Annotated in this window: 25 protein-coding genes, 4 tRNA genes and 1 riboswitch; of the genes, 11 read left to right on the forward strand and 18 right to left on the reverse strand. The window is 42.9% G+C overall.

Features of this window, described 5'->3' with window-relative positions; all coding sequences use genetic code 11:
* Nucleotides 1-53: 53 nt before the first annotated feature.
* On the reverse strand, nt 54-1943 hold the full coding sequence (gene rpoD / locus CDG60_RS05345) for an RNA polymerase sigma factor RpoD (protein ID WP_087513500.1): 1890 nt from the start codon (nt 1941-1943) through the stop codon (nt 54-56).
* Between the two features lie 366 nt (nt 1944-2309).
* Here rpoD and CDG60_RS05350 point away from each other — a divergent pair, with 366 nt between their 5' ends.
* Nucleotides 2310-2510: a PA3496 family putative envelope integrity protein gene (locus tag CDG60_RS05350; RefSeq protein WP_087513499.1), complete on the forward strand. Its 201-nt coding sequence runs from the start codon at nt 2310-2312 to the stop codon at nt 2508-2510.
* A 67-nt stretch (nt 2511-2577) separates the two neighbouring features.
* Nucleotides 2578-3105: a YecA/YgfB family protein gene (locus tag CDG60_RS05355; protein ID WP_087513498.1), complete on the forward strand. Its 528-nt coding sequence runs from the start codon at nt 2578-2580 to the stop codon at nt 3103-3105.
* Nucleotides 3106-3176: 71 nt separating this feature from the next.
* Here CDG60_RS05355 and CDG60_RS05360 read toward each other — a convergent pair whose 3' ends face one another.
* The 3 genes from CDG60_RS05360 to trhO form a co-directional block, all read right to left on the reverse strand.
* Nucleotides 3177-3599, reverse strand: a complete 423-nt coding sequence (locus CDG60_RS05360) for an ABZJ_00895 family protein (protein ID WP_087513497.1) — start codon at nt 3597-3599, stop codon at nt 3177-3179.
* Nucleotides 3600-3630: 31 nt separating this feature from the next.
* Nucleotides 3631-4239, reverse strand: coding sequence for a DedA family protein (locus CDG60_RS05365; protein ID WP_087513496.1), 609 nt, complete (start codon nt 4237-4239; stop codon nt 3631-3633).
* Between the two features lie 135 nt (nt 4240-4374).
* Nucleotides 4375-5307, reverse strand: a complete 933-nt coding sequence (gene trhO, locus CDG60_RS05370; RefSeq protein ID WP_087513495.1) for an oxygen-dependent tRNA uridine(34) hydroxylase TrhO — start codon at nt 5305-5307, stop codon at nt 4375-4377.
* Nucleotides 5308-5512: 205 nt separating this feature from the next.
* Between trhO and CDG60_RS05375 the strand changes: the two genes are divergently transcribed.
* Nucleotides 5513-6004 (forward strand): DUF1289 domain-containing protein, encoded by a 492-nt coding sequence (locus tag CDG60_RS05375; RefSeq protein ID WP_087513531.1) that lies wholly within the window; start codon nt 5513-5515, stop codon nt 6002-6004.
* Nucleotides 6005-6013: 9 nt separating this feature from the next.
* Nucleotides 6014-6664 (forward strand): LysE family translocator, encoded by a 651-nt coding sequence (locus tag CDG60_RS05380; RefSeq protein ID WP_406565295.1) that lies wholly within the window; start codon nt 6014-6016, stop codon nt 6662-6664.
* A gap of 102 nt (nt 6665-6766) precedes the next feature.
* Here the strand turns inward: CDG60_RS05380 and ribB are convergent, their stop codons facing one another.
* A complete protein-coding gene (gene ribB, locus CDG60_RS05385; protein ID WP_087513494.1) occupies nt 6767-7426 on the reverse strand; it encodes a 3,4-dihydroxy-2-butanone-4-phosphate synthase in 660 nt (219 codons plus the stop codon).
* Between the two features lie 106 nt (nt 7427-7532).
* A riboswitch (FMN riboswitch) is annotated at nt 7533-7692 on the reverse strand.
* Between the two features lie 136 nt (nt 7693-7828).
* Here ribB and CDG60_RS05390 point away from each other — a divergent pair.
* Both CDG60_RS05390 and CDG60_RS05395 read left to right on the forward strand, forming a co-directional pair.
* Nucleotides 7829-9595, forward strand: a complete 1767-nt coding sequence (locus tag CDG60_RS05390; RefSeq protein WP_087513493.1) for a DUF2157 domain-containing protein — start codon at nt 7829-7831, stop codon at nt 9593-9595.
* Nucleotides 9596-9610: 15 nt separating this feature from the next.
* Complete coding sequence (locus tag CDG60_RS05395; RefSeq protein ID WP_087513492.1) at nt 9611-10174, forward strand: GDYXXLXY domain-containing protein; 564 nt, start codon at nt 9611-9613, stop codon at nt 10172-10174.
* Between the two features lie 77 nt (nt 10175-10251).
* Here the strand turns inward: CDG60_RS05395 and panD are convergent, their stop codons facing one another.
* The 11 genes from panD to CDG60_RS05450 all read right to left on the reverse strand — a co-directional run bounded on the left by panD (nt 10252) and on the right by CDG60_RS05450 (nt 16370).
* Entirely contained in the window at nt 10252-10632 is a 381-nt protein-coding gene (gene panD, locus CDG60_RS05400; RefSeq protein ID WP_087513491.1) for an aspartate 1-decarboxylase, read from the reverse strand.
* 145 nt (nt 10633-10777) lie between these two features.
* Complete coding sequence (gene pth, locus CDG60_RS05405) at nt 10778-11359, reverse strand: aminoacyl-tRNA hydrolase (RefSeq protein WP_087513490.1); 582 nt, start codon at nt 11357-11359, stop codon at nt 10778-10780.
* A 19-nt stretch (nt 11360-11378) separates the two neighbouring features.
* Nucleotides 11379-11675: a 50S ribosomal protein L25 gene (rplY, locus tag CDG60_RS05410; RefSeq protein WP_087513529.1), complete on the reverse strand. Its 297-nt coding sequence runs from the start codon at nt 11673-11675 to the stop codon at nt 11379-11381.
* 99 nt (nt 11676-11774) lie between these two features.
* Nucleotides 11775-12728: a ribose-phosphate pyrophosphokinase gene (locus CDG60_RS05415; protein ID WP_087513489.1), complete on the reverse strand. Its 954-nt coding sequence runs from the start codon at nt 12726-12728 to the stop codon at nt 11775-11777.
* A gap of 36 nt (nt 12729-12764) precedes the next feature.
* Nucleotides 12765-12839 (reverse strand) — tRNA-Gln (locus CDG60_RS05420).
* A 91-nt stretch (nt 12840-12930) separates the two neighbouring features.
* A tRNA-Gln gene (locus tag CDG60_RS05425) sits at nt 12931-13005 on the reverse strand.
* A gap of 30 nt (nt 13006-13035) precedes the next feature.
* A tRNA-Gln gene (locus CDG60_RS05430) sits at nt 13036-13110 on the reverse strand.
* Between the two features lie 38 nt (nt 13111-13148).
* A tRNA-Gln gene (locus CDG60_RS05435) sits at nt 13149-13223 on the reverse strand.
* A 4-nt stretch (nt 13224-13227) separates the two neighbouring features.
* On the reverse strand, nt 13228-14055 hold the full coding sequence (gene ispE, locus CDG60_RS05440; RefSeq protein WP_087513488.1) for a 4-(cytidine 5'-diphospho)-2-C-methyl-D-erythritol kinase: 828 nt from the start codon (nt 14053-14055) through the stop codon (nt 13228-13230).
* Nucleotides 14056-14067: 12 nt separating this feature from the next.
* Nucleotides 14068-14649, reverse strand: coding sequence for a lipoprotein insertase outer membrane protein LolB (gene lolB, locus CDG60_RS05445; protein WP_087513487.1), 582 nt, complete (start codon nt 14647-14649; stop codon nt 14068-14070).
* An 8-nt stretch (nt 14650-14657) separates the two neighbouring features.
* The gene (locus CDG60_RS05450) at nt 14658-16370 is read right to left on the reverse strand and encodes a tetratricopeptide repeat protein (protein WP_087513528.1); all 1713 of its coding nucleotides are present in this window, start codon (nt 16368-16370) and stop codon (nt 14658-14660) included.
* Between the two features lie 78 nt (nt 16371-16448).
* Between CDG60_RS05450 and hemA the strand changes: the two genes are divergently transcribed.
* Nucleotides 16449-17732 carry a glutamyl-tRNA reductase gene (hemA, locus tag CDG60_RS05455; RefSeq protein WP_087513486.1) on the forward strand — a complete coding sequence of 428 codons (1284 nt, stop codon included), beginning with the start codon at nt 16449-16451 and terminating at the stop codon, nt 17730-17732.
* A gap of 18 nt (nt 17733-17750) precedes the next feature.
* Here hemA and CDG60_RS05460 read toward each other — a convergent pair whose 3' ends face one another.
* Together CDG60_RS05460 and bamD are read right to left on the reverse strand one after the other, a co-directional pair.
* Complete coding sequence (locus CDG60_RS05460) at nt 17751-19661, reverse strand: DNA primase (protein WP_087513527.1); 1911 nt, start codon at nt 19659-19661, stop codon at nt 17751-17753.
* Nucleotides 19662-19826: 165 nt separating this feature from the next.
* A complete protein-coding gene (gene bamD / locus CDG60_RS05465; protein ID WP_087513485.1) occupies nt 19827-20846 on the reverse strand; it encodes an outer membrane protein assembly factor BamD in 1020 nt (339 codons plus the stop codon).
* 71 nt (nt 20847-20917) lie between these two features.
* Between bamD and rluD the strand changes: the two genes are divergently transcribed.
* From rluD to CDG60_RS05485, 4 genes are all read left to right on the forward strand, one after another.
* Nucleotides 20918-21970, forward strand: a complete 1053-nt coding sequence (gene rluD, locus CDG60_RS05470; protein WP_087513484.1) for a 23S rRNA pseudouridine(1911/1915/1917) synthase RluD — start codon at nt 20918-20920, stop codon at nt 21968-21970.
* Between the two features lie 91 nt (nt 21971-22061).
* Nucleotides 22062-22811, forward strand: a complete 750-nt coding sequence (gene pgeF, locus CDG60_RS05475) for a peptidoglycan editing factor PgeF (protein ID WP_087513483.1) — start codon at nt 22062-22064, stop codon at nt 22809-22811.
* Between the two features lie 125 nt (nt 22812-22936).
* On the forward strand, nt 22937-23488 hold the full coding sequence (locus CDG60_RS05480) for a flavodoxin family protein (RefSeq protein ID WP_087513482.1): 552 nt from the start codon (nt 22937-22939) through the stop codon (nt 23486-23488).
* Between the two features lie 202 nt (nt 23489-23690).
* On the forward strand, nt 23691-24965 hold the full coding sequence (locus tag CDG60_RS05485; RefSeq protein WP_087513481.1) for a hypothetical protein: 1275 nt from the start codon (nt 23691-23693) through the stop codon (nt 24963-24965).
* Nucleotides 24966-25186: the final 221 nt, after the last annotated feature.

Below are 25186 nucleotides of genomic sequence, written 5' to 3' on the forward strand. Positions count from 1 at the left end.
TACTTAATGGAGACTTTCAATAATTTTTCAAGCCTCCATCGGAGTATCAGAAATCAGTCGTTTTCCAGGAAAGAACGTAAGTGTTCTGAGCGGGAAGGGTGACGTAATTTACGCAGCGCTTTCGCTTCGATCTGACGGATACGTTCACGGGTCACATCAAACTGTTTACCTACTTCTTCGAGAGTATGGTCAGTTGGCATATCAATACCGAAACGCATTTTCAGAACTTTTGCTTCACGTTCAGTCAGGTTTTCCAGGACTTCACGGGTTGCTTCTTTTAAGCCTTCTGAAGTCGCAGCATCTACAGGAGATGTAATGTTGCTGTCTTCAATGAAGTCACCAAGATGCGAATCTTCATCATCACCGATTGGCGTTTCCATGGAAATCGGTTCTTTGGCAATTTTAAGCACTTTACGTACTTTCACTTCGTCCATTTCCAGGCGTTCGCCCAGTTCTTCAGGGGTAGGCTCACGACCCATTTCCTGAAGCAGCTGACGGGATACACGGTTGATCTTGTTGATCGTTTCGATCATGTGTACTGGAATACGGATTGTACGTGCCTGATCCGCGATTGAACGCGTGATTGCCTGACGGATCCACCATGTTGCATAAGTTGAGAACTTATAACCACGACGGTATTCAAACTTATCCACGGCTTTCATCAGACCGATGTTACCTTCCTGAATCAGATCCAGGAACTGCAAGCCACGGTTGGTGTATTTTTTCGCAATTGAGATCACCAGACGTAAGTTGGCTTCGACCATTTCTTTTTTCGCACGACGGGCTTTTGCTTCACCAACCGCCATACGTTTGGAAATGTCTTTAATGTCTTTTACATTTAAGCCAAGTTCTTTCTCAAGATCTGCAATTTTCTGCTGGAATGCCAGTACATCAGGGCGAACTTTTTCAAGATAGCCTTTCAGTTCAGCAGGCGCTTTGGCAATCTGCTCATCCAGCCATGCAGGATTTGATTCCTGACCTGGGAAAGAAGTACGGAACTGAGTACGGTCCATACGGCCACGACGGACCGCATAACGCATCACTTCACGTTCAGAAGTACGGATCTGTTCATGTGTGCCACGGATCATTTCTGAAATAATATCGAAAAGACGTGGAGTGAATTTGAACATCATAAAGACAGCGGCAAGTGCCTCCATCGCTTCAGTACCCTGAGCGCTGTTTCGTCCATGCTGTGCAATTGCCTGTTTCGCAGTGTTCCAGGCATTTTCCAGTTCTTCAAAACGTGCTTTTGCAATTTCAGGATCCGGACCTGATTCGCCTTCAGAGTCATCATCACCCTCAGACTCTTCCTCTTCATCATCGTCATCCAGTTTTACATCCTTGGTTGGCTTTTTAGATGAATCTTCTTCGTCTTCAAGTTCTTCTGCGCTGTCTTCCAGTACTTCTGGAATATCTTCATCTGTTTCAGGGTCTAAATAACCTGATAAAATATCGGCAAGACGGCGCTCACCGGTTTCGTATTCTTTGTATTCCTGAAGAACCACTTCCACTGCATTTGGCCAGTAGGCAATCGAGTTCAGAACGTCGCGGATACCTTCCTCGATACGTTTTGCAATACTGATTTCGCCTTCACGGGTCAACAGTTCAACGGTACCCATTTCACGCATATACATACGGACAGGGTCTGTGGTTCGACCAGGTTCATTTTCAACAGATGCAAGTACCGCAGCGGCTTCTTCTTCTGCAACCTCATCGGCTGCTTCCGCGTTGTCACCGAACATCGTATCGTCAGATTCAGGCGCACGTTCGTGTACAGGAATACCAACGTCCTGAAGCATCTGAATAATGTCTTCAATCTGCTCGCTTTCTGTGATTGAGTCCGGCAGATGATCGTTAACTTCAGCGTAAGTTAAGTAACCCTGTTCCTTGCCTCGGCTAATCAGCGCCGCTACCTGTGAAGTAGGGGAAGTCATATCGCTCATCTTTGCTTACTCTTCATTGAATCTGTGGCGGTAAAAAACCGTGCATGATAGCACAATTCGCTCAAAATACTTTCTGATTTGATCAGTCAGCAGTGAATTTATGTAGTTTGATTTAACAACTGCTTAACAGTATTGGGGCAATATAAAAACTTTCAAGTCCTGTCCCTGTTCGAGCTTCACACTTTGATGTTTACAGGGTGGTTTAAACTGAAAAATAACCGATTATAAATACACAATTTTATTAGGTGTATGCAAGAGGATAATATGCAATTGGTATAAAAAATCAAATAAAACTTGACAGGAAACTGTAAGAAAGATAAATAGCGCCTAGACCCATTCAAATTTTTTCATTATGAGGTAGTTTTAGTGTCTTCTACAGATTTCGAACTGGATGATAGCTACGGTGATGATGATGTTAATTTCGAAGAGGCATCAAGTAAAATCAGTGCTAAAGAATCACTCGAAAAGCGCCGTCTGATTGATGACCTTCTCGCAAAGCGTCGCCTTGAACGTGAGCTGAAAGATTTCGATTATGATATTGATGACGACGATTTTGACGACGAGTAAAAAGTCATTGGGCAAGCTGGCTTTCGATGCTATGCTTTCACACTGATGAAAACCGCCTGGAAATAACATGAGTGCTTTGGATTTAGATCTGTTAAGTGATTATCTTGATGGGGACCAGAATGAATATGGTCTCGATTTTGCTGCGACACATGGCTTTTTATGTGCCATAGCAGTTGGTCCTCAGTTCGACAAATGGCTTGAAGAGCTGTTTGAGGGAAATCAGAGCAAAGCACCGAAAGAAATCGTAGCGCAGATTAAACTGTGGCTTGAAGACCTGCGTCAGAAACTTTCAAATGAAGAAGGGATTGAATTTCCTTTTGAAATTGAAGAAGCGGATGTTGAATCGAGTCTGGGCGACTGGGCAGTCGGTTTTGTGGATGCAATGTTCCTGAATGAAGATGGATGGTTCACACCTGAATTTGAAGAGCAGGTGGTTGATCTGACCTTACCAATGATGGTTTTCAGTGGTGTCGATGATGAAGATCCGCAAATGGAGTCTTTCCGTCGCAATGGTCAGTTAATGGACGAAATTGCAGAAGAAATTCCTGAAAATCTGAATGAAATTTATCTGATGTTCCATACACCAGCTAAATAATCTGTTCAGCAATAAAAAAGCACCTTACTTATGGTGCTTTTTTATTGCCTTGATGAAACGTGTCTGGGTGATCAGTCTGAGATATTGATTCGGTTCAGACAGCGCTTGGCATACCAGTGATATGCAACATGAAAAACTGCACCATGAATGGCAATCAGGCAGAGCATGATCACAGCAGACAGACCTATTCCTGCCTGATCAGCTGCCTGTAAAATCTGTTCAGCATCAGGATTCAGCATCACAAGAAAAAAGACAAACAGACTGCCAATAATAATAGCAACAGCAGATGATCCCCAGATCAGCTGTACTTTTTCCTCAGGAGTTGGCAGGCGTTTTTCCCGTTTTACAAAATGTCCTGCTGCAATGAAGGCTGAGGCAATCAAAGCAGGCAACAGGGTAATACCACTTAAATTTAAAGCAATGATCAGTATGGTGGTCAGCAGCACCAGTGCAATGCTGTAGACGGATGCGAAATAAAGCAGATAATGTTTCACGTTCAGGTTACTCTATGAATAATTTTTTTATTCATTTTAGTGGCTTATGACTGTATTTACGGTATAGCCATACAGCAGAAAATGCAATACAGATTGCCACAATGATATAGCCGACCCGACTGAAAATCTGATGCATCAGTGCCTGATTTTCACCAAAGTAATAACCAACAGTAGCTAAAAAAGTCGTCCAGATAATGGTGCCTGATCCACTGTACAGCATGAATTTCCAGAAGGGCATGTGACTCATGCCTGCGGGTATACTGATCAGTGAGCGTACAGCGGGAATCATCCTACCGAAGAAAACGATACGGTGTCCGTAGCGTTCAAACCATTCCAGGGCTTTTTCCACATCTTCTTTTTTGATGAACAGATATTTACCGAAACGGTCAACCAGACCAAACAGTTTGTCATGTGAAATTTTTCTTCCAGCCCAGTACAGCACTGCGGCAGCAATCAGTGAGCCGAGACTGCCTGCGATAATCACACCTGTCAGAAGAAGCTGTCCTTTGGAAGCGGTATAGCCCGCTGAAGGCATAATAATTTCAGAAGGGATTGGGGGAAATACATTATCCAGGAACATGAGCAAGGCAATACCGAAGTAGCCAAGTTGCTCCATAATGGAAATAATCCATTCAGTCATATTTGAAGTTCAGTCAGATTTTTTAACAGTTTAATTGAGCGGATTATTATGTATATATAAATTGTATTAATTTTATGCGACAAAAAAGGAGATTCATCTGAATCTCCCTTTTTTACTTAAAATAATATTTCCAGTTTACAGGCGTTTACGTTTAGCTGCTGTAATCTGTGACTGACGCATACGGAAACCTTCTTTTTGCTTCTCAGAAGTTTTGTCGATGCAGTACTTACAAGACACGCCATGCTCATAGCTAGGTAAAGCCACTTCTTCAGGAACCAAAGGCCAACCACATGCGTGACATTTGGTATTTTCGCCTTCTTCCATACCATGCGTTACCGCAGTACGACCATCAAAGACGAAGCATTCACCTTCCCACATGCTTTCCTCAGCAGGGGTTTCTTCGAGGTATTTTAAAATACCGCCTTTTAGGTGATAAACCTCATTAAAGCCTTCCTGAAGAAGTAATGAAGTCGATTTTTCACAACGGATACCGCCGGTACAGAACATCGCGATTTTTTTATCTTTATGCTGTTCCAGCTCTTTTTTCACGTAATCTGGAAATTCACGGAAAGTTTCAGTTTTAGGGTCAATCGCACCCTTAAAAGTCCCTGCTTTATATTCATAATCATTACGTGTATCGATCAGGATCACATCGTCACGTGCAATCAGGTCATTCCATTCTTTAGGATCAAGATAGTGTCCAACCAGGTCACGTGGTTTAACTTCAACGCCTAAAGTCACGATTTCTTTTTTATGTTTAATTTTCATTTTACGGAACGGTTTTTCTTCACTGTGCGATTCTTTATATTCCATCGTCGTGAAGCCTTCATCTAAAAGGAACTGATGAATCACATCAATCGCTTTACGGTCGCCCGCAACTGTTCCATTAATACCTTCATCTGCAACAATCAGAGTACCGCACAGGTTGATGGTTTTTACCAGGTCTAAAAGACGTTGTTGAAGATCGGCAGAATCTTGAACTTCTTTGAATTGATAAAGTGCGGCAACAACCCAACCAGAGGTCGCTTGCTGTTCTACAGGTGCAAGCTGTTCTACAGTAGCGTTCATGGAGTACTCCAAATGTGTAAATACAGGATAAAATTTAAGGCGCACATTTTAACGTGATTTGCTCAGGTTTGCGAGAAAACCTTATTGAAAAAATGGGTTTTTCAAATCTTTGCAGTATGGGTATGATGCTGTCATATTTTGAATGAACTGTGTATGGACGTTAATGTCAGTATTACAGGATGAATTATTTTTACAGGAGTCTGTTTTGAGTACTGATCGTCGAATTGCCTCATTAACCCCATGTGCAGGGCGTTGTTCAACGGTATTTGGTGATTCAGTATGTCGTGGTTGCCGCCGCTTTAATCACGAAGTGATTAAATGGAATACTTATACGGAAGAGCAACACAGTGCCGTCTGGAAACGGCTGGATGCACAGCTGGATCAGATTCTGATACCGATGTTGCCATTGGCGGACTTACGTCATGTAGAAGGTTTTGTACTTTCACGCAGAGTCCGTTTGCGTGATGATGCGTCTAAAGGACGAAAACTTTATCATGCGTTAAAAATATGTGAAAAGAATAAAAATTTTACTGAAGACAGCGGTCTTGGAATCACTCAGAAGCAGGTCAAACCGATCTGGCAGGAGTTTGAACGGCGTGTACTGGCACTGGCAACAGCAAGTTATGATCTGGCTTTTTTAAGAGCGGATGGGATCAGTCATCATCTGTTGCAGATGGATGAAGAGCAGGAGCTTTAATGATCATCAATGGATTTTATTCTGAACAACATACTGTTGCTGGACATAAAAGTGGCTGAGTATCTGCTGTATTGTTTTGCTGTGGTGATTATGATTGCCACACCAGGTCCTGTAATGATGCTGGTGGCGAGTGCAGGTCTGAAGGGTGGTTATGCTCAGGCATTCAAAACCATTACTGGAACCAATCTTGCGTCCCTGGTTCTGATTACATTGTCTGTACTGATTATTAAAGGCGCGGTTCATATTAATGAACAATGGCTCAGTACTGTGCAGATTCTGGGAAGTTCTTATATTGCCTGGCTTGGTATTCAGATCATAAGAGAAGCACGGACGGAAGTGCATCCTGCTGTTGGGGATGTTCAGAGTTCAGATGGCGGTTTTGTCCAGGGTTTTATGGTTGGGATTTCAAATCCTAAAGACATTATTTTCTTTGCTTCATTTTTTCCACAGTTCATTCATATCACATCAGATCTCAATATCAGTCTTATGATTCTGACTTTCAGCTGGATTGTTCTGGATTTTGCCACGCTTTCGGTGGTTTATCTTGGGTTTAATAAACTGTCAGGCTCTAGTATTTATCGTTATCTGTTGCTTGCCTGTGGCTGTATTTTGATGGCTGTTGCAGTTTTTGGACTGTATTCAGGATTAAAAAACTTCTGATGTTCAGTGGTTGTTAAACATTAATGAATCTAAAAAACTCCCATAGATTGAATCTTTGGGAGTTTTTCCTGTTGCTTAAATTAAACTAGAAACAGCAAAAAATTATATGTTGTGAGTCAGTCGGTACTGAACCAGTTCTTCAATGGTGATCAAAGTCAGATCATGTGTCTGAGCATAAGCCAGGACCTGGATACCTGATGCCATTGTGCCATCTGGATTGGTCACTTCACACAGCACACCTGCGGGTTTTAAACCAGCTAAACGTGCCAGATCAATTGAACCTTCAGTATGTCCACGACGAGTAAGTACACCACCACTGCGACCACGTAAAGGAAAGACATGCCCAGGACGGTTTAGATCACTGGCAACGGCACCATCTTTAATTGCAGCATGAATCGTTGTGGTACGGTCTTTTGCCGATACGCCAGTGGTTACGCCTTCAGCAGCTTCAATGGTGATGGTAAATGCCGTTTTAAACTGACTGGAGTTATCCTGAACCATTGATGGCAATTCAAGATGATCGGCAAGTTCATCAGTCAGTGTTAAACAGACTATTCCAGAACCGTCACGGATCATACGTGCCATGGTTTCGACATTGAGGGTTTCGGCAGCAACGATCAGATCAGCTTCATTTTCACGATCAAAATCGTCCATGACCAGGACAGGTTTGCCCTGGCGCATATCTTCTAAAGCTTGTTGAATACGTTGCTCAGCAGGGGAAAGTGCCGAAAAGAAAATTTCAGGTTGAATTAAACTGGACATTGAAACGCTCTCGTAAAAAATAAATACGGTTGAACATTTCAGGACATGTGAAATAGTGGCGCTACAAAACATTTTCCAATGCAGGGCACTGGAATTTTTACTGTGACGTCGTCTTCTTTCATCCGGACTATACCGTCGGCTTTGGGATCTCACCAAATCTGCGAATCACTGGAGAAGTGACTGGCTCGTGGGCTACTGAAACATCAAGGTAGAATGATGATTCAGATTACCACCGGTGGGGAATTACACCCCGCCCTGAAGCGATGTAAGATCATTATAGACTGTTTTACAGTGTAGATATGTTTTTTGTTTAGAATGATCAGTACTATGAATAGAACAATCTGTGCTAAAGCATAGTGGATAAAATGTTGAATAATGAAAAATAAAGATGGGGTATAGGCATTGATCAGAACTCAGCAGACAGTATTTTCATGGCAGGATCAGAAATTTATACAGCATTTACAGATCTTTGGTTTTACATTGATTGCGGTCAGTGTTTTATATCTGATTGCAGCTAACTGGTTTATGTTGCCTCAGTCTGTACAGTTAGTGATCCCACAAATTTTATTGTTACTGAGTGCGCTGTCCAGTGTTTTCCTGGTCAAAAATGATTCTTTAGTCCAGTGTTTACATGCTGTTTGTGGCTTGATGACTGGGCTGTGTATGGCAGTTATTGGACAGGTTTATCAGACAGGTGCAGACAGTTATTTACTGTTTTTCATCTGGTCTGTGCTGCTGTTGCCCTGGCTGTACCGCTCCAGTATTGGCATTTTTTTTCTGCTGTGTATTGTGAGTCAGATTGCTTTATTTTTATTCTTTATTCAAACTTTCTGGGGAGATGAATCTCCAACCGTTTTTTTACTGTCAGTCCATCTCCTGGCACTGTTACAGTTTTTATTCTGTATCAGATATTATCCAAAAATAAGGTATTTATTCATCATCTGGTTCGCTATGCTTTCTGTATGGTGCATGGTGATGTTCTTATATATGGATAAGGGACTGCTCTATTTTATTTGTTCATTGATTTTATTGAGCATCGCATTTATTTATTTCTATAAGAAAAATGATCAGTTGTGCAGTGTACTGTCTGCGGTCGCTTTAGGGATTACTTTCACCTTAATCATTGTGAAATGGCTTGATAATTTATTCAGACAGTCTGAAATCTTGGGGCTGCTGATCATTGCGGTAATTATTTTTGCATGGTTTGCATTGATTACTTTTTTACTGATTAAGTTTATTCCGAACAGCCGATTCAATAATATTCCTCTGGCTGTTGGTGCGTGGATTTCAGGGATTGTACTGTCTTCATTAATGCTGACATTCTGGGGGAATTTTTCCTTAATTATGGGCATCATTTTTGTGGCTTTCGCAGCCTATATGCTCAAAATAAAGCAGAATTTATTTTTAAGACAGCTTGCTTACTGTTTATTTGTCGCAGGGCAGGTCGCAATCCTGTTTCATACTTATGATTTAACGGAGAAGATTTATCCACTGTTGTTGATTCAGGCTGTTGGGCTGATCGTCGCATATTGGGTCAGAACGCACTGGTTCTTTGTTTTTGTTCAATTGTCTGCGCTCTATGCTTTGGGTGTTGCGATGATCTGGCATGACAATGCAGCACATTTCTGGATGGGAAATGTTGAAAATTTTGCTTATCTGACGCTGCTGACTTATGTTTTTTATACGGCGCTGCTGTGGGTTCAGAAAATTCAACCGCAACAATATCAAAGAAGTTTGATGCTTTCTAATTTAGTGATTACTGTTTTTTCTGTTGGTTTTTACGCTTTTTTAGGAAAAAGTGAATTCGCTGATATTCAGCTTATTCCAGCCTTTACATTTGGTCTTCCGATTTTGTGGTGTGTATTATTTTTAATTCTGCATATACAGAATCAGTTCAATTTTTTAGCACAATGTGTTTTAGCTATCTTTGGCGCTGTGCTGATTTATTATGGTTGTTTTGAAATATTTAACGTATTAGCTGTACTTTCATGGGCTTTGATGAAGCATGATAAATTCATCTCTGCTTTTGCATTGTTGACCTTTACGGTTATTTTATGGTGCTTATATTATTCACTGGAAGTGACTTTTCTGGTGAAAAGCCTGAGTATCTTTATTTCAGGCATCACGCTGTTATTGCTGAGTCTATGTTTAGTGCGTTTTAAAAAATAAAGAGGGGATAGCACAATGAAAAAAAATATCCCTTTGGTTATCGCCATTCTGAGTGTTGTATTTTTTCTTGGCCTGATCCTGAAAAATGAGCAACATTTAAAACACAGTGACAGTATTTATATTCAGCTTGCACCCGTAGATCCGCGCTCTTTAATCCAGGGGGACTACATGGTGCTCAATTATGATCTAAGCTTTTCTGATGTGGCTGTGCAAAAGGGTGATCCACATATTCCCATGAATGCTACTGCAATTAAAAATAAGTCTTCGGTTGTTGCTTATGTCGCACTCGATGCACAGCGTCGTCTGGTGAAAACCAGTCTGGATCCACAATTACTGGAAATGTCTCCATCCGCCAGTCATCGTATCGTGCTTAAAAATCCTGATAATCGTCTGGATCGGCTTTATCCTGCTTCGAACAGCTTTCTGTTTGCAGAGGGCTTGGCTGAGTGTTATCAAGAGGCTCAGTATGCCGAATTTAAAGTCGATGAAAAGGGCAATGCTATTCTTGCTTCGTTGCGTGGCGGTGATTTAAATGCTTTAGGTTGTGAGAATCATAAGAAGTGGTGGGGTGCTAATTGACCTATCTTCATATAAAGGTTAAGTCTGAATAGAAAAAACCCGCATTAAGCGGGTTTTTTAGAATCTTTGATACTGAATTAAGCCACCTGGACAGGAATACAGTTCGCTGTGTGGTTCACAGTATTGTCTGGATTTGCATACACAAGACGCGGTTTATGTGCATCCGCTTCTGCATTGGTAAAGTCACCAAATGTTGCAATAATCACGATATCGCCAACATCTGCCTGGTGTGCAGCACCGCCATTGACAGAAATAATGCCTGAGTTATCTTCACCACGAATCGCGTAAGTTGTGAAGCGTTTACCATTTGTCACGTTCCAGACATGAATTTCTTCATATTCACGGATGCCAGCTAAATCCATCAGAACGCCATCAATCGCACAGGAGCCTTCATAATGAAGTTCTGCATGAGTAACGAAAGCGCGGTGAATTTTACATTTTAATAAACGAGATAGCATGGCTAGCGTCTCCTTAGTGGACCTAAGATGTTTTATCTTATGGTTGAATCAAATAGCTTCGTCCTGGACAGGGTTCAGCGCAAACGCATTTTGCTCTGAAATAAACGTCAAGGCAAGCGCTATTGTTCAACAATTCGTGAATTTATCAGTTCGGTTTGTAAGCATTGATCTGATTCATGGCTTGCTGTACATCACCATTGACCAGCAGTTTAATGCGGGATAATGCATGATGAAGCGCATCGTCCATCAGAGTCTGTTCTGAGGAAGGTGCTTTGCCAAGGACATGTCCAGATACGCGTTCTTTTGAACCTGGATGACCGATTCCTATACGTAAACGATGGAAATCAGGACCGATGTGGGGAACAATATCTTTTAAACCATTGTGTCCACCATGACCGCCACCTGTTTTCAGGCGAATGACACCTGGATTCATATCCAGTTCATCATGGGCTATCAGCATGGATGATGGGGCAATGTTATAGAATTTTGCGAAGGGAACAACACTTTTACCAGAGGCATTCATAAAGGTTGTAGGTAACAGCAGACGAACGTCCTGACCTTCAATATTACCGCGACCGCTGATTCCGTTGAATTTTGGGTCAGCTTTGAGGGAAATGCCATATTGATCTGCAAGGCGTTCAACGAACCAGAAGCCTGCATTATGGCGGGTCTGGGCATATTCCTTTCCAGGATTACCCAGACCTACAATCAGTGAAATATCTGACACTAATTTACACCATTAACACTTATGCGCGTTTGAAGTCAGCGTGCATAGGCGTGTTTTTAGCTGGGTGACGCTGTAAAGCCTGGATTTTAACGCTTTCAGCTTTACCGTCGATGTTGATTTCAACAACTTCTTCAAAGAAAGCGTTGCTTTCTAAAGCTTTAACAAGCTCACGAAGTTCTAAAGTTACAGCAACAGGAGCAGCTTCACCACCGTAGATGATCGCTGGTACTTTGTTCTGAAGACGAAGGCGGCGGCTCGAACCTTTCCCTTGAACTGCTTCTTCACGTGCTACTGCATTTAATACGAAGTTTGCCATGACAGACATTCCTAATTTAAGTTTAATTGACTGAACCTTCGACCAGTTCAGTGATAGAAAGCCCCACCAAAAGGCAGGGCTTTTAAATTCAGCGCTATATTATAGATAAGAATCGAACATTGCGCTAATAGATTCTTCGTTGTTAATACGACGAATTGTTTCAGCAACCATACTTGCTACTGAAACCTGGCGAATCTTACCAAGATTTAAAGCTTCATCAGAAAGAGGAATCGTATCTGTTACAACTAATTCATCAATCACAGAATTTTTAAGGTTTTCAAGTGCCTTACCTGAAAGTACTGGGTGAGTTGCATAAGCTACAACTTTACGTGCACCGAATTTTTTCAATGCATCAGCAGCTTTACACAATGTACCAGCTGTATCAACCATATCATCGACGATGACACAATCACGATCTTTCACATCACCAATCAAATGCATCACTTGTGATTCATTCGCTTTCTGGCGACGTTTATCAATGATTGCCAGGTCAATATCACCCATTTGTTTAGCAACAGCACGTGCACGAACTACACCACCAACGTCAGGTGAAACCACCATCAAGTTGTCATGTGATTGTTGACGTAAGTCAGCAAGCAATGCAGGAGTACCGTAGATGTTATCTACAGGGATATCGAAGAAACCCTGAATCTGGTCAGCATGCAGGTCGATCATTACAACACGGTCAATCCCTACAGTTGTCAGCATATCTGCAACAACTTTAGCAGTAATTGGAACACGGGTTGAACGAGGACGACGATCCTGACGGGCATAACCGAAGTAAGGAATCACAGCAGTAATACGACCAGCACTTGCGCGACGCAAAGCATCAGCCATTACTAAGATTTCCATCAGGTTATCATTTGTAGGGGCACAAGTAGGCTGTACGATAAATACGTCTTTACCACGCACGTTTTCAGTAATTTCAACAGTGATTTCACCGTCAGAAAATTTACCTACAGCGGCAGCACCCAGAGGGATATGCAAGTGGCTAACGACTTTTTGGGCGAATTGTGGATGCGCAGACCCACTAAAAACGACAAGATTGGGCATGAAGCACCCTTGGCGGTTGGCAGATTTGAAAGTATATGGCAGGGGCGGCTGGATTCGAACCAACGGATGCCGAGATCAAAACCCGGTGCCTTACCACTTGGCGACGCCCCTAATGCGGCAGAATTTTAGTGTTTCCAACTGTTTTTGTCAAGGTAAACTGGCAAAAAACAGTGAATACCATGTTCTGTCTTTTTTGAGAAAATGGCAGGGGCGGCTGGATTCGAACCAACGGATGCCGAGATCAAAACCCGGTGCCTTACCACTTGGCGACGCCCCTAATTGATGTGTTGTTCAGTATGCTAAGTAATGGCAGGGGCGGCTGGATTCGAACCAACGGATGCCGAGATCAAAACCCGGTGCCTTACCACTTGGCGACGCCCCTGTTACTTAGATGAACAAACATCTTACAGATGAAAATGATGGCAGGGGCGGCTGGATTCGAACCAACGGATGCCGAGATCAAAACCCGGTGCCTTACCACTTGGCGACGCCCCTATCATTACACTTTGAAATGAATGAGTGGTGATTCTTTTAAGCTGTTCACAATGTAGGATTTACATGGTGAATGTTTTAAAATCTCATCAGTATTCATATCTTCAGTGACTTCAACAAAAACACAGGCACCTGTACCTGTAAGTTTTGCAGTTCCGAACTGATTCAGATACCGCATCGCTTCATCGACTTCAGGATATAGACTTCTTGCTATTGGCTCAAAGTTATTTATGAAATCGGATGGCTTAAGCTGATAGGCGCAAAATTTAGTAGGCTTAGTGTCTCTTGTCAATGTTTTTTGTGAAAAAAGCAGTTGAGTGCTGATAAAACAGTCAGGTTTTAACACAATGTACTGTTTTTGATCTAAGTCTATGAATGTTAAGTGTTCGCCAATACCTTCAGCCCATGCGTTCCGTCCATGAACAAAAATCGGGACATCAGCGCCAAGTCTCAGACCCAGTTCTGCCAGCTGCTCAGTGTTTAAACCGCATTTCCATAATTGATTGACCACAATCAGGGTGGTTGCTGCATTGGAGGAACCACCACCTAAACCTGCACCCATGGGAATATTTTTTTCAATACGGATATGCAGACCACCTGGCTGTTGAGCATATGGTTTTAAGATTTCAGTCGCTCTGAAGATCAGATTCTGCTGTAAATCAACGCTGTTTAATCCGTCAATTGAAACATCCTGAGTATCTGTCTGGGTGAACTCCAGCCAGTCAGACAGGTCAGTCAACTGAAAAATACTCTGCAGTTCGTGGTAACCGTTTTCACGGCGACCGGTGATATGCAGAAACAGATTTAATTTGGAAGGGGACTGTACTCGGATCATAAGTGGTATGAATTAACGGTTCTGAATAATCATTGTAATACGGTTTTCCTGACCAGATTCAAGTGATTGTTTAAGAATCAGTTTGTTGGGAAGAAGGGTAGCTTCATTGTAGCTGAGACTGACAGCCCAGCCATCTTCATTCAGCTGTTCAATCCGTCCCTGTTCATCTTTTTTAATTTCAGCAGAAGTCGTTGCAGGTTTTGCCTGAACCCAGCTGACTAAATGTGTAATCGGTGCTTGCCAGCCCGTTGCTCTTTCCAGCAGTTCTTCAGGTGTTTCAGCAGTAATCAGACCAGTTTTAGCGCTGTTTAAAGACACTTCACCTGGTTTTCCTGTGATCTGGGTTTTACCCACACCCAGGATACCGCTCAGCTCTATGTCAAATTCCTGCTGCTGCTGTATCCATGTAAAAAATGCACTGCCACTCTGCTGAGGTGTGCGGACACCGATTTTACCCTGAAGGCTGAACTGGCTCGGTGCTTCCGGTAGCTGTGCTTCAGGGGGTAACTGAGGTTTGGTGTACTGCTGACAACCAGTCAGCATCAGTAATCCTGAGGTCACAAGAACAGTGCTGAAACGTGAGAATAATTGCATGAATCGGGTTAACTCTTTTTAGTCTGTTGAGGTAACAGTAATGAAGTCAGTTGATCCAGTTGTGGATCATCTGGATGATTTTGTTGTAACTGATGTAACACTGTGTTGAACTGATTCAGTTCACCCTGCATGTACAGGGCGCGTGCATATCGGACACCAATTTTTATGCTTTTACTGATGGAATAGGCTTTTTGCAGTACCTGGGCAGATGTTTTGAAGTCATTCTGTAAAAAAGTGATGTAGCCCAGTGTGTCCAGGATGGATGCCTGCTCGGGTGCATTATCCAGTGCCTGCTCTGCGTACTTCCGTGCTTCATCCAGCCGTCTGTTCTGTAATGCCAGGGTATAGGCGTAAGCATTCAGGTAGGTAGGACTGTTGGGTTCAATCTCAAGCAGTTTTTTCAGCAGTCTGTCCAGTTTGTCTCTGGATTCATAAGGGTCGAGTAACAGGACTTCAGCATAGATCAGTTCTGGATCATCGGGCAGGTTTTTGATGGCTTCATCCAGAATGCGCAATGCTGCTTTTTTATTGTTGGTTCGTTTTAAGATCTCAGCCTGTGCAAGATAGAGAAAACTGGCATGCTGTGGATAGTTGACCCGTTCCTGTGTCAGAAAACGCAGTGCATCATTCAGACGGTTCTGCTGTGCAAAGATTGAGATCATATTGCGTCTGGAAACCGTATACAGGCTTCCATCTACAAGTCGATAGTAGGCTTTGGCTGTTTCAAAATGCTGTTTTCTTTCAGCATTGACCGCCAGGTAATAATAGGCTTCATTCTGATACTGAGCTGAATAACGCAGTTCGACCAGGTATTTTTCTGCAATTTCATATTTCTCAAGATCAATCGCAGTCAGACCTGTAATGAACAGTGCTTCTTCGGCATCAGGCCATTTTTTCAGAATGGTTTCCAGGTGCTCGAGTGCCAGTTCAGATTCATTTTTCTTGATTAGGTATTTGACTTCAGCGAGCCGTATTTCAAGATTGTTGCGGTTTTTTCGGCTGGCTCTTTCGTACCATGCCCGTGTCGCATTATCATCTCCCATTGCATTCAGGAGATTGGCTTTCATTAAAATATAACTGGTTGCTTTAGGACGCTTTTTTAAGGCTTTATTGACTGTTTCAAGTGCCTGTTTCAGCTGACCGTTCTGCGCTTCAAGACCTGCAATCAGCACAAGGATGGATGGATTTTCACGTTCACTGCTTGAACTGAGAGCACTGGTCAGATACTGACGGTCTTCTTCGGATTCGGGTGAAATGCCAGCTAGAATCTCTTCCAGGTCAGCGGTTGGATCAATCTTTAAAATTTTATCCAGTGTTTCAGCTGCAAGTTCATATTCATGTGTTTTAAGCGCAATATGCGACAGATAAAACAGGGCTGGAACATCTGAGGGTTCCTGAACTACCCAGTGTGTTGCAATATCCAGTGCTGCCTGCAGGTTGTCCTGTTCAATTGCAATATTTAAGGCTCTTTGTTTGACCGCGGTTGAATTGCTTTTGATGGCAAGAACGGTGTAATTGTGCAAAGCAGTTGGAAAATCATGATAAGCCAGGGCAAATTCGGCAATCATGCTTTGTTTTATGGCATTATAGTTTGAATCGGCATGGTATATTTCTCCAGCAGCACGAACTTGTGCTGAGGAAGCCATGCTACCGACCAGTAAGAATGTGGTAGAATATTGCTTAATTGTCGCGCCGTTGAGTCGGCTGTTTGTTTGACGCAATTTTTCTGAATCCAAGTAATGCTTTTTATGACACCGATGTTGCACAATAGCATAAATTTAGCGAAATGATGATCTGATATGTCTTTCTTTGCATTGGGTGTCAACCATCAAACCGCGTCTGTAGAACTGCGTGAGCAGATTGCATTTAACCCTGAAAAGTTAAGTGAAATACTCGCACAGCAAAGCGAACATCATGATCTGAATGATATGGTGGTCGTTTCTACATGTAACCGTACAGAAGTCTATGCCATGTCCGAAGATGCGGATAAGGTATTGGATTGGCTCGCCCGTGCCAATGGTATTGATGTAAAACAATTGTTGAATCATGTATACCGTTATGAAAATGCTCAGGCTGTTACTCACCTGATGCGGGTGTCCAGTGGACTCGACTCCCTGATGCTGGGAGAGCCACAGATTTTAGGGCAGGTCAAATCGGCACTGTCACTGGCCAAAGATGCAGCAACAGTTTCTCCTGATCTGAACAGAATATTTGAATATGCTTTCTATGCGGCTAAACGTGTACGTTCTGAAACTGCGGTTGGCAGTCATGCTGTATCCATGGGATATGCCGTGGCGCAGCTGGCACAGCAGGTATTCAGTAAGCCTGAAAAACTGACCGTAATGGTGGTTGCCGCAGGTGAGATGAACAGTCTGGTGGCAAAACACCTGGCGGAAATGGGAGTTGCAAAGGTCTTGATCTGTAATCGTGGACAGGAACGTGCGGAAACACTTGCCCGTGAAATTGCACATCGTGTGGATGTTGAAATTGTTCCTTTTTCTGCACTGGCTGAAAACTTACATCGTGCAGATGTGATTTCCAGCTGTACAGGCAGTCTGCATCAGGTCATTGCATTTTCAGATGTAAAGTCGGCATTGAAGAAGCGCCGTTATCAGCAGATGCTGATGGTGGATCTGGCTGTTCCGCGTGATATAGACCCTAAGGTTGAAAGCCTGGATGGTGTGTATCTGTATGGTGTGGATGATCTTCAGTCTGTAATTGACGATAATCTGGCGCAGCGCCGACAGGCAGCGGTTGAAGCTGAGATCATGGTCAACCAGCTGGCGACGGAACTGGTGACACAGCAGAAAGTGAATCAGGCCGGTCAGACCATTCATGCATATCGTCAGCATGGTGAAACTTTGAGAGAGGAAGAGCTTGCTTTAGCGATGCAGCGTATTGCTAAAGGTGAAAATCCTGAACAGGTCATGCAGGAGTTTTCACACAGACTGACTCAGAAACTGCTGCATCCTGCTTCTATTCTGTTGCGTGAAACAGCAAAAGAAGAAGATCCTTCCATTTTTGAATCCATTAAAAACAATCTGGATGACGTCTACAAAAAGCGGCGCAAAAGTAAAAAATAAGCAGAAAGAAAAATCAGTTCAGGACACCAGTCTTAAACTGATTTTTTTGGTCAGCTCATTCAGCTGTTGTCGTAAATTTCTGGATTCAATCAACGAACCAGGGGATTTCATTTTGTTTCTTAAATATTTTTCCTGCAAAGCTAAGGCATATTCGGTTGCCAGTTTATCCGCCATTTCTGGTGCCTGAGTCAGGGCTTCAATATTTGTGCGCTGAATAATATCGGCGATTTCCTGTGCATAACTGCTGCAGGCACCCAGCACATAATAGGTTGCCAGTTCCTGGTCATCCGGCAGTTCTTCAAACACAATATTCATCAGTCGAAGAACTTCAGCCAGCAGTTCATTTTGCGGAACGACAGCTCTTAAAGTCTCAAAATGTATATATAAAAATGGATGGTGCATCAGAATTGCAAGTGCAAAATCTTCATCACGGGTACGGATACTGAAAGAAAGCGATGCATCATTGCTGACCTGTGGGGTCCAGCGACGACCATAGCCCAGTTTTTCTTTAAAAGACTGACTCAGCAGATAGCGGAATGAGCCTGTTTTAGGCAACAGTTCAGTCAACTGGCGCAGTTCAGCCATAACCAGGCTTTTGCCTTCTGGGGTGGTGATGTCATGATTCTGTGTTAAATACGCAAAGATAAAATCTGACAGTAGCGGTGCCTGTTGAAGTAAACGCTGGAAGTTTTCTATGCCTTCCTGGCGGATCAGTGAGTCAGGATCATGTTCTTTGGGCAGAACAAAAAATTTCAGTTCACGACCGTCATTCAGCAACGGCAGAGCAATTTCCAGTGTTCTGCGGGCAGCTTTCTGTCCTGCAGCATCACCATCAAATGCAAGGGTAATGCGGTTATTCTGTTTAAACAGAATATTCAGATGTTCGGTGTTACTGGCTGTTCCGAGAGTTGCAACAGCACCATTGATGCCATACTGCTGTAAGGCAATGACATCCATATAGCCCTCAACCATTAGCCAGTCATGGGCTTTGAGCTTACGTCCCTCATACAGACCGTACAGTAGCTGATTTTTATGAAAGACTTCGGAATCAGGGGAGTTGATGTATTTAGGTTTGATTTCATCATTCAGCGCACGACCACCAAAACCTACCACACGACCTTTACTGTCCCGAATCGGGAAAATAACACGGTCTCTCAGCAGGTCAAAAGCCCGACCATTGTCACTGGTCCGTATCAGTCCCAGCAGTTTTAAACCCTCAACATCCTGTGGGAATTTTTTTTCAAGATGCTGCCAGTCTTCAGGTGCATAGCCTAAACGCCAGAACTGAATGGTTTCAGCACTGAGACCACGTTGCTTAAAATAATGCTGCGCGGTTTTACTGCCTGGAAGCTGTGATTCATAATACTGAGCCACACTTTCCAGCAGATCGTACAGGTTTCCTTCCTGAGCAGTATCTTCAGCAGCAGCGATATCAAACTGCATGAAAGGATCATTGAAATGATAGGCACTGTCATCGAAAGACGGCGGGAGAATTTCTGCAAAAGGATCTATGGATGTGTCTGGTACAGATACTGTCGGCTGAGTTTTCTGTTGAGCAGGATTGTTCAGAGCGGCAGGAGTGCTGACAGGTTTCTGGGCTTCTTTTTTATAGCTGAGACGCTTGGAGTCCTGATTGTCTTTGGGCAGCTCAATTCCAGTCTGACTGGAAAGATCCTTCATGACATCAATAAAGTTACGGTTGTCGATATCCATTAAAAAACGGATGGCGTTACCGTTTGCCTGACAACCGAAACAGTGAAAATACTGTTTATCACGGTAGACGTGAAAAGACGGTGATTTTTCCTGATGAAAAGGGCAGCAGCCTGACCAGGTCCGTCCTGTTTTTTTCAGTTTCACACGCTGACCGATCAGATCGACGATATCGGTCCGATCCAGAATCTGATCAATGGTGTGCTGAGGAATGGCCATAGTTCTGTCGCGCTGCATGAAAACTGAAAATCTGGGTGCTGTGAGAGACTGTTACTCTCAGTTCAGTACAACTTTTAAGCTACCTTAAAAAGAATTGAAAGTACAGAAACAGCAAGGGCAAGTATGATAACTTGCCCTTGCTTAAAATGCACTGTACAGCTGAATTTATTGCGCAGGTGCTGCCGCATCAGTTGGTGCAGCATCCTCTACAGGCGCTGGAATACTTTTTGACTTTTCAGGACGGTCAAGCAGACCAAAACTCAGGCGGTTGGTCAGACTGCGTTCTTCTGTTACGGACTGTTGCTCTGCTTCAGCTTCAGATGAGTTTTTTGCCTCACGACCAAAAATTCCCAGTGTTGCACGGTTGAACCAGCTGCCTTCTTTACGGGCTGCACGTAAATTTACCGTTCCATCAGATTTGACCAGGTTCGGATAGTTCAGTTTCAGTACATCAGCATATTGCTGAGCCATTGCCTGATCTCCGAGTTTGCTGTAACCATAAGAAATGGTTGCCAGTGCTTCAGGAATCTGCGGTGTCTGTGGGAAATGTTCGATCACCCATTGTGAACGCTCAATCGCAGCAACAAAGGCTTTTCGTTTAATGGCGAAACGGGCAGCATTCATTTCACTTTCTGCCAGTTCATTTCCAATAAACTTCATACGCTGTGCTGCATCTACAGCATAGGTACTGGATGGATAACGGCGAATGAAATCGACAAAATTCTGATACGCCAGTTTCATGTAGCTGACATCACGGTGAGCCTGTTTCAGCGAGGTATAACGCAGAATGGCATCATAATTCTGTTCCATATTGGCTACACCACGGACATAGTAAGCATAGTCCACATTTGGATGCTGAGGGTTCAGACGGATAAAACGGTCAGCCAGTGCAACAGCACCCTCATAATCTTTTTGCTGGAATTTGACATACAGCAGTTCAAGCTGAGCCTGTTGTGCAGAGTCCCCAGTCGGATAATACGTATCCACCGATTCCAGATATTTTGCAGCATCTGTATATTGTCCACGTTCCAGGGCTTTTTCTGCTTTCTGCATATAAACCTGTTCACTGGACTGCGGTCCTGTATCCACCACTTCTTTTTTTGGATTACTGCTACAGCCCACCATTGCAGATGCAATGCCTAAAGACAGGACCAGCATTGTAATTTTATAATGTGGCAGCGACATAAAAATTCCTCTGTTAATATGGGCAATGAGCTACAATTGCGCTATTAAACCACTTTTGTCTGAATGATCAAATGACCCAAGCACAATCTTCCAATTCCATTATCCCTGAAACTGATCTGAATGTATTTGAAGATTCTGAGGATGCAGATAATCATAATTCAGAGGCAACTGCAACACGTTTATCGTTGCAATTTCAACTGGATGAAAGCTTTCTTGGCCAGCGGATCGACCAGGTCGCTGCCATCGTATGGAGTGATTTTTCCAGGGAAAAACTGAAACAGTGGCTGAAAGAAGGTCATTTGTTGGTAAATGGTAACACTGTTAAGCCTAAATATAAGTGTGAAGGGCATGAACTGCTGACACTTGAAACTGAACTGGAAGTGCAGACTGCCAGTCAGCCGGAAGATATTCCACTGAATATTGTCTATGAAGACAATGATATTATTGTGATTAATAAACCGGTTGGTATGGTGGTTCACCCAGGTGCAGGTAATCATACCGGTACGCTGGTGAATGCACTGCTGCATCATTATCCGAAATCTGCGGAGCTGACCCGTGCCGGGCTTGTACACCGTATTGATAAAGACACCAGTGGTCTGCTGGTGGTGGCTAAAAATCTTGAATCCCAGTTTTCTTTAAGTAAACAGCTGGCACGTAAGTCCGTGTACCGTGTCTATGACCTGGTGGTTTATGGCAATATGATTGCAGGTGGAACGATTGATGAACCCATCAAGCGTCATCCTGTAGATCGCGTAAAAATGGCAATTCTGCCAGGCGGACGTGATGCAGTAACACATTACAATGTAAAAGAACGCTTCCAGCATTTTACCCGTGTTCAGGCGCGTCTTGAAACAGGACGTACACATCAGATCCGTGTTCATTTCAGTTATATCGGCTTTGGTCTGGTTGGTGACCCTGTTTATATGTCACGTGTACGGGTGCCAGCAGGGGCATCTGAGCTGTTGAGTGATACTTTACGTGGCTTTAAACGGCAGGCTTTACATGCTGCAAAACTTGGCTTGATTCACCCGCGTACAGGTGAAGAAATGATGTTTGAAGCGCCGTGGTCTGAAGATTTTGCTGAACTGGTCAATGTACTTCGTTCAGAAAATGCAGCGTATTGATTGCGCAAAAAACCAGACAGTACTGACAGGGAAGCTCAGCCTTTTCTGTCAGCCAGTGTAAAAGTAAAAATGACGGTAAATGGAGTTGAATATGCAGTTTGTGCAGGGATTACCAGCAGGCATCTATGTCGGTCAGACTCGGGTGCATCATCCTGAAACATGTCCTTCAGAACAGCCTGAACTTGAGGGTTTTAATCTTGCCTTGCATGTCAGTGACAATGCACTTCGGGTTCAGCAGCACAGAATGACACTGCTCAAAGACTTTGCCGGTTATGGCGTCACAAAAATTACATGGATGACTCAGACACACAGTACCATTTGCCGTACTGTGAACAATAATATTTACTTTGATGCACCTGAGGGGGATGGACTGGTCACTCAGACCGCAGGTCATGCCTTGATGATGATGACCGCAGACTGTCTGCCTGTTGTTCTGGGGAATACTGAAGGCAGTGAAATTGCCAATCTTCATGCAGGATGGCGTGGACTGGCAGGTGGAATTATTGAAAATACCATTGCTGAAATGAAGTCAGCTCCAGACTGGGCATGGCTGGGAGCTGCCATCAGTCAGCCCTGTTTTGAAGTTGGAACTGAAGTCAAAACAGCATTCTGTTCAAAATACGCCGAACTTGAAAGTGCCTTTGAACCGGGTGATCAGGCAGGCAAATATTATGCTGACCTGTATGCAATTGCCCGTTTTATCCTGAAGGCACATGGAGTACAGACTGTACTTGGTGGTGATCAGTGTTCATACCGTCAGTCTGATGAGTATTTTTCCTATCGCAGACATGCAAAAACTGGACGTATGGCAACCTTTGTTTTTATGGGAAATAAAAACTGAACGACTCCTAAGATCATGAAAGACTGAAAATTGAATTACTTAGTACTGAAATACACAGCGACTTCAGGAATTGTTTAAATATGAATAGATGTTAAACTTGACAAAATTTGTCTGTTTTAACTGATATGTCATTGTCTGCAAAATCTCTTGCCATTGTTTACCACAGTCCTTATGGGCATACCGCTAAAGTTGCTTCCTTTATTGCACAGGGTGCAGAAAAAACAGGTATCCAGGTGTCTGTAATGGATATTGAGCACATTGACTGGGATGCCCTGGATCAGGCAGATGCAATTATTTTTGGCAGTCCAACCTATATGGGAAGTGTGACTGGTCCTTTTAAAATGTTCATGGATTCCACTTCCAGACGATGGAAAAATAGAGACTGGCAAGGCAAACTGGCTGCCGCTTTTACCAACTCAGGTGGTTTGAGTGGTGACAAGCTCTCCGTTCTTCAGCAGATCAATATCTTTGCTATGCAACATGGCATGCTGTGGAGTGGGTTACCCTTGATGCCAACTGGAATTAAGCCCACCGACCTGAACCGCATGGCAGGTTACCTGGGATTGATGACGCAGTCTGATAATGCACCTGTGGATATCACACCACCTTCTGGTGATCTGGAAACAGCGCAATGGTTTGGGGAATATGTTGCGCTATTGTTAAGAAGAGTAAATTAGTTAACATTGTTGCGCTGTTTTAGTGCAATTCTACTCCATTGTTTTTAATGATTAAAAAAAGATTTATTGGCAAAAAATACCAATATTTAGTGATTTTAGTCACTTAACTGAATGTTGCATGTGATTTCATATTGGTCTAGTTTGTTTTTTGAGCACTGTCGGGATGATGGTGAATATATAAAATAAAAAGGACTGAGCAGGAATGAAAAAAGCATTGTTAGCATGCTGCATGGCTATTTCAGGTTATTCTTATGCAGATATAAGTACTGGTACAGGTTTAATTGGACTCAGTGACAGTGAGCTTTCTCAGGTCGAAGGTGCCGCTTTATTTAAGCTTGAATACACAACTCCAGCTCAGGCACATTCTACAATGACGAGTCAGAATATCGGTTTTTATAAACTTGGGCTGGATGCTGTTGTAGAGCTGAATGCCAATATTAAAAGTCTGAAACTGGGTTGTGGCGGTATCAATGGCGCAGGCAACTGTGACATTGATATTGATAACTTAAGTTTAAGTGGTCCTGGTGAGACCAGTGCCGATAGGGTAAACTCCTCAGCTCAACTGACCAATCCTTTTATTCAGTTTGCCATTAAAAATCCCCAGTCTGCTGCAACCCGGGAAATTATGGGTTTCCGTTTAAGTGCAGAAAAAGCGATGGGACTCTTGACCGCAGGTACAGAAAACTCTGATCAGCCAAATGGGATCAATACCTTAAGTGGTGCAATTAAAATAAAAGAGACTACTGGTGCTGCCACAACAAAAGCACGTGGTATGTCATATGCTGATACAAATATGAAAATTAAGGGTGAAATTAAATTTATTGGAAATTTATGGCGTGATGGCTTTGAAACGGATAATTATAATTTACAACTTGATGCAGCGCAGGCAACGTTAAAAGTAAATGGAACAACCTTGTCTGGTAACCGTATGACTTCAGCCAAACTGACGGGTACTGCAGATATTAAAGATCTGAATTTTGGAGGTTCAATTACAGCAAGGGTACAGAACCCTTTGTTATCCTGGTTGCCTGTCAATATTAATGCAACAGGTTATATTTCAGGCCTGAAAGCAAATCTTGATATTGATGAAGACCTGGGCTTTATTCATAAATTACCACTGAATAACCCGTTCTCGCTGTCATTACAGAAACAGCAGATTCACTGGACTGGTGCTGAGGTTGCCGCACAGCGTGGTTGGTGGATGGCAATCGAGGATGAAATTGATATTGGTCAGGTGACTCCATCCAATCCCATTGATGTGACCAATGATATCCTGAAGCAGGTTGTGCCGCAGATCAGTGATTATTTAACACAAAATGCTCCGTCCTGTACGCTGTTCACCTGTCTCATTACAGGTTTGAGTATAGGACAGGTTGACCTTTCATCCGCAAAACCACTGTATTTCCCAATTAAAGACTTACAGTTGGCAACTCAGAATTTTGCCCCTAACTGCTATGGTGGACTCAGGTACTGTTAATGCTTAAACATCTCGACTCACATTGAGTGAAATCAGGAAAATCTGAAATTCTTCCATTGTTGTATTATTGTTAATATTTTTTAAATAAAAGTAAGGTTTTAAAGGTGTGTAGAAACAGATAAGTATTCTGATTTATAAGTATAAAAGTATAGTAAAAGTGATATTTAGAAATTTTTACCGAGTTATTGTGTGTTTTATGTCACATATATTTTGTTGAATGT

It is taken from the genome of Acinetobacter chinensis (genome assembly GCF_002165375.2).
Taxonomy (GTDB): Bacteria; Pseudomonadota; Gammaproteobacteria; order Pseudomonadales; family Moraxellaceae; genus Acinetobacter; species Acinetobacter chinensis.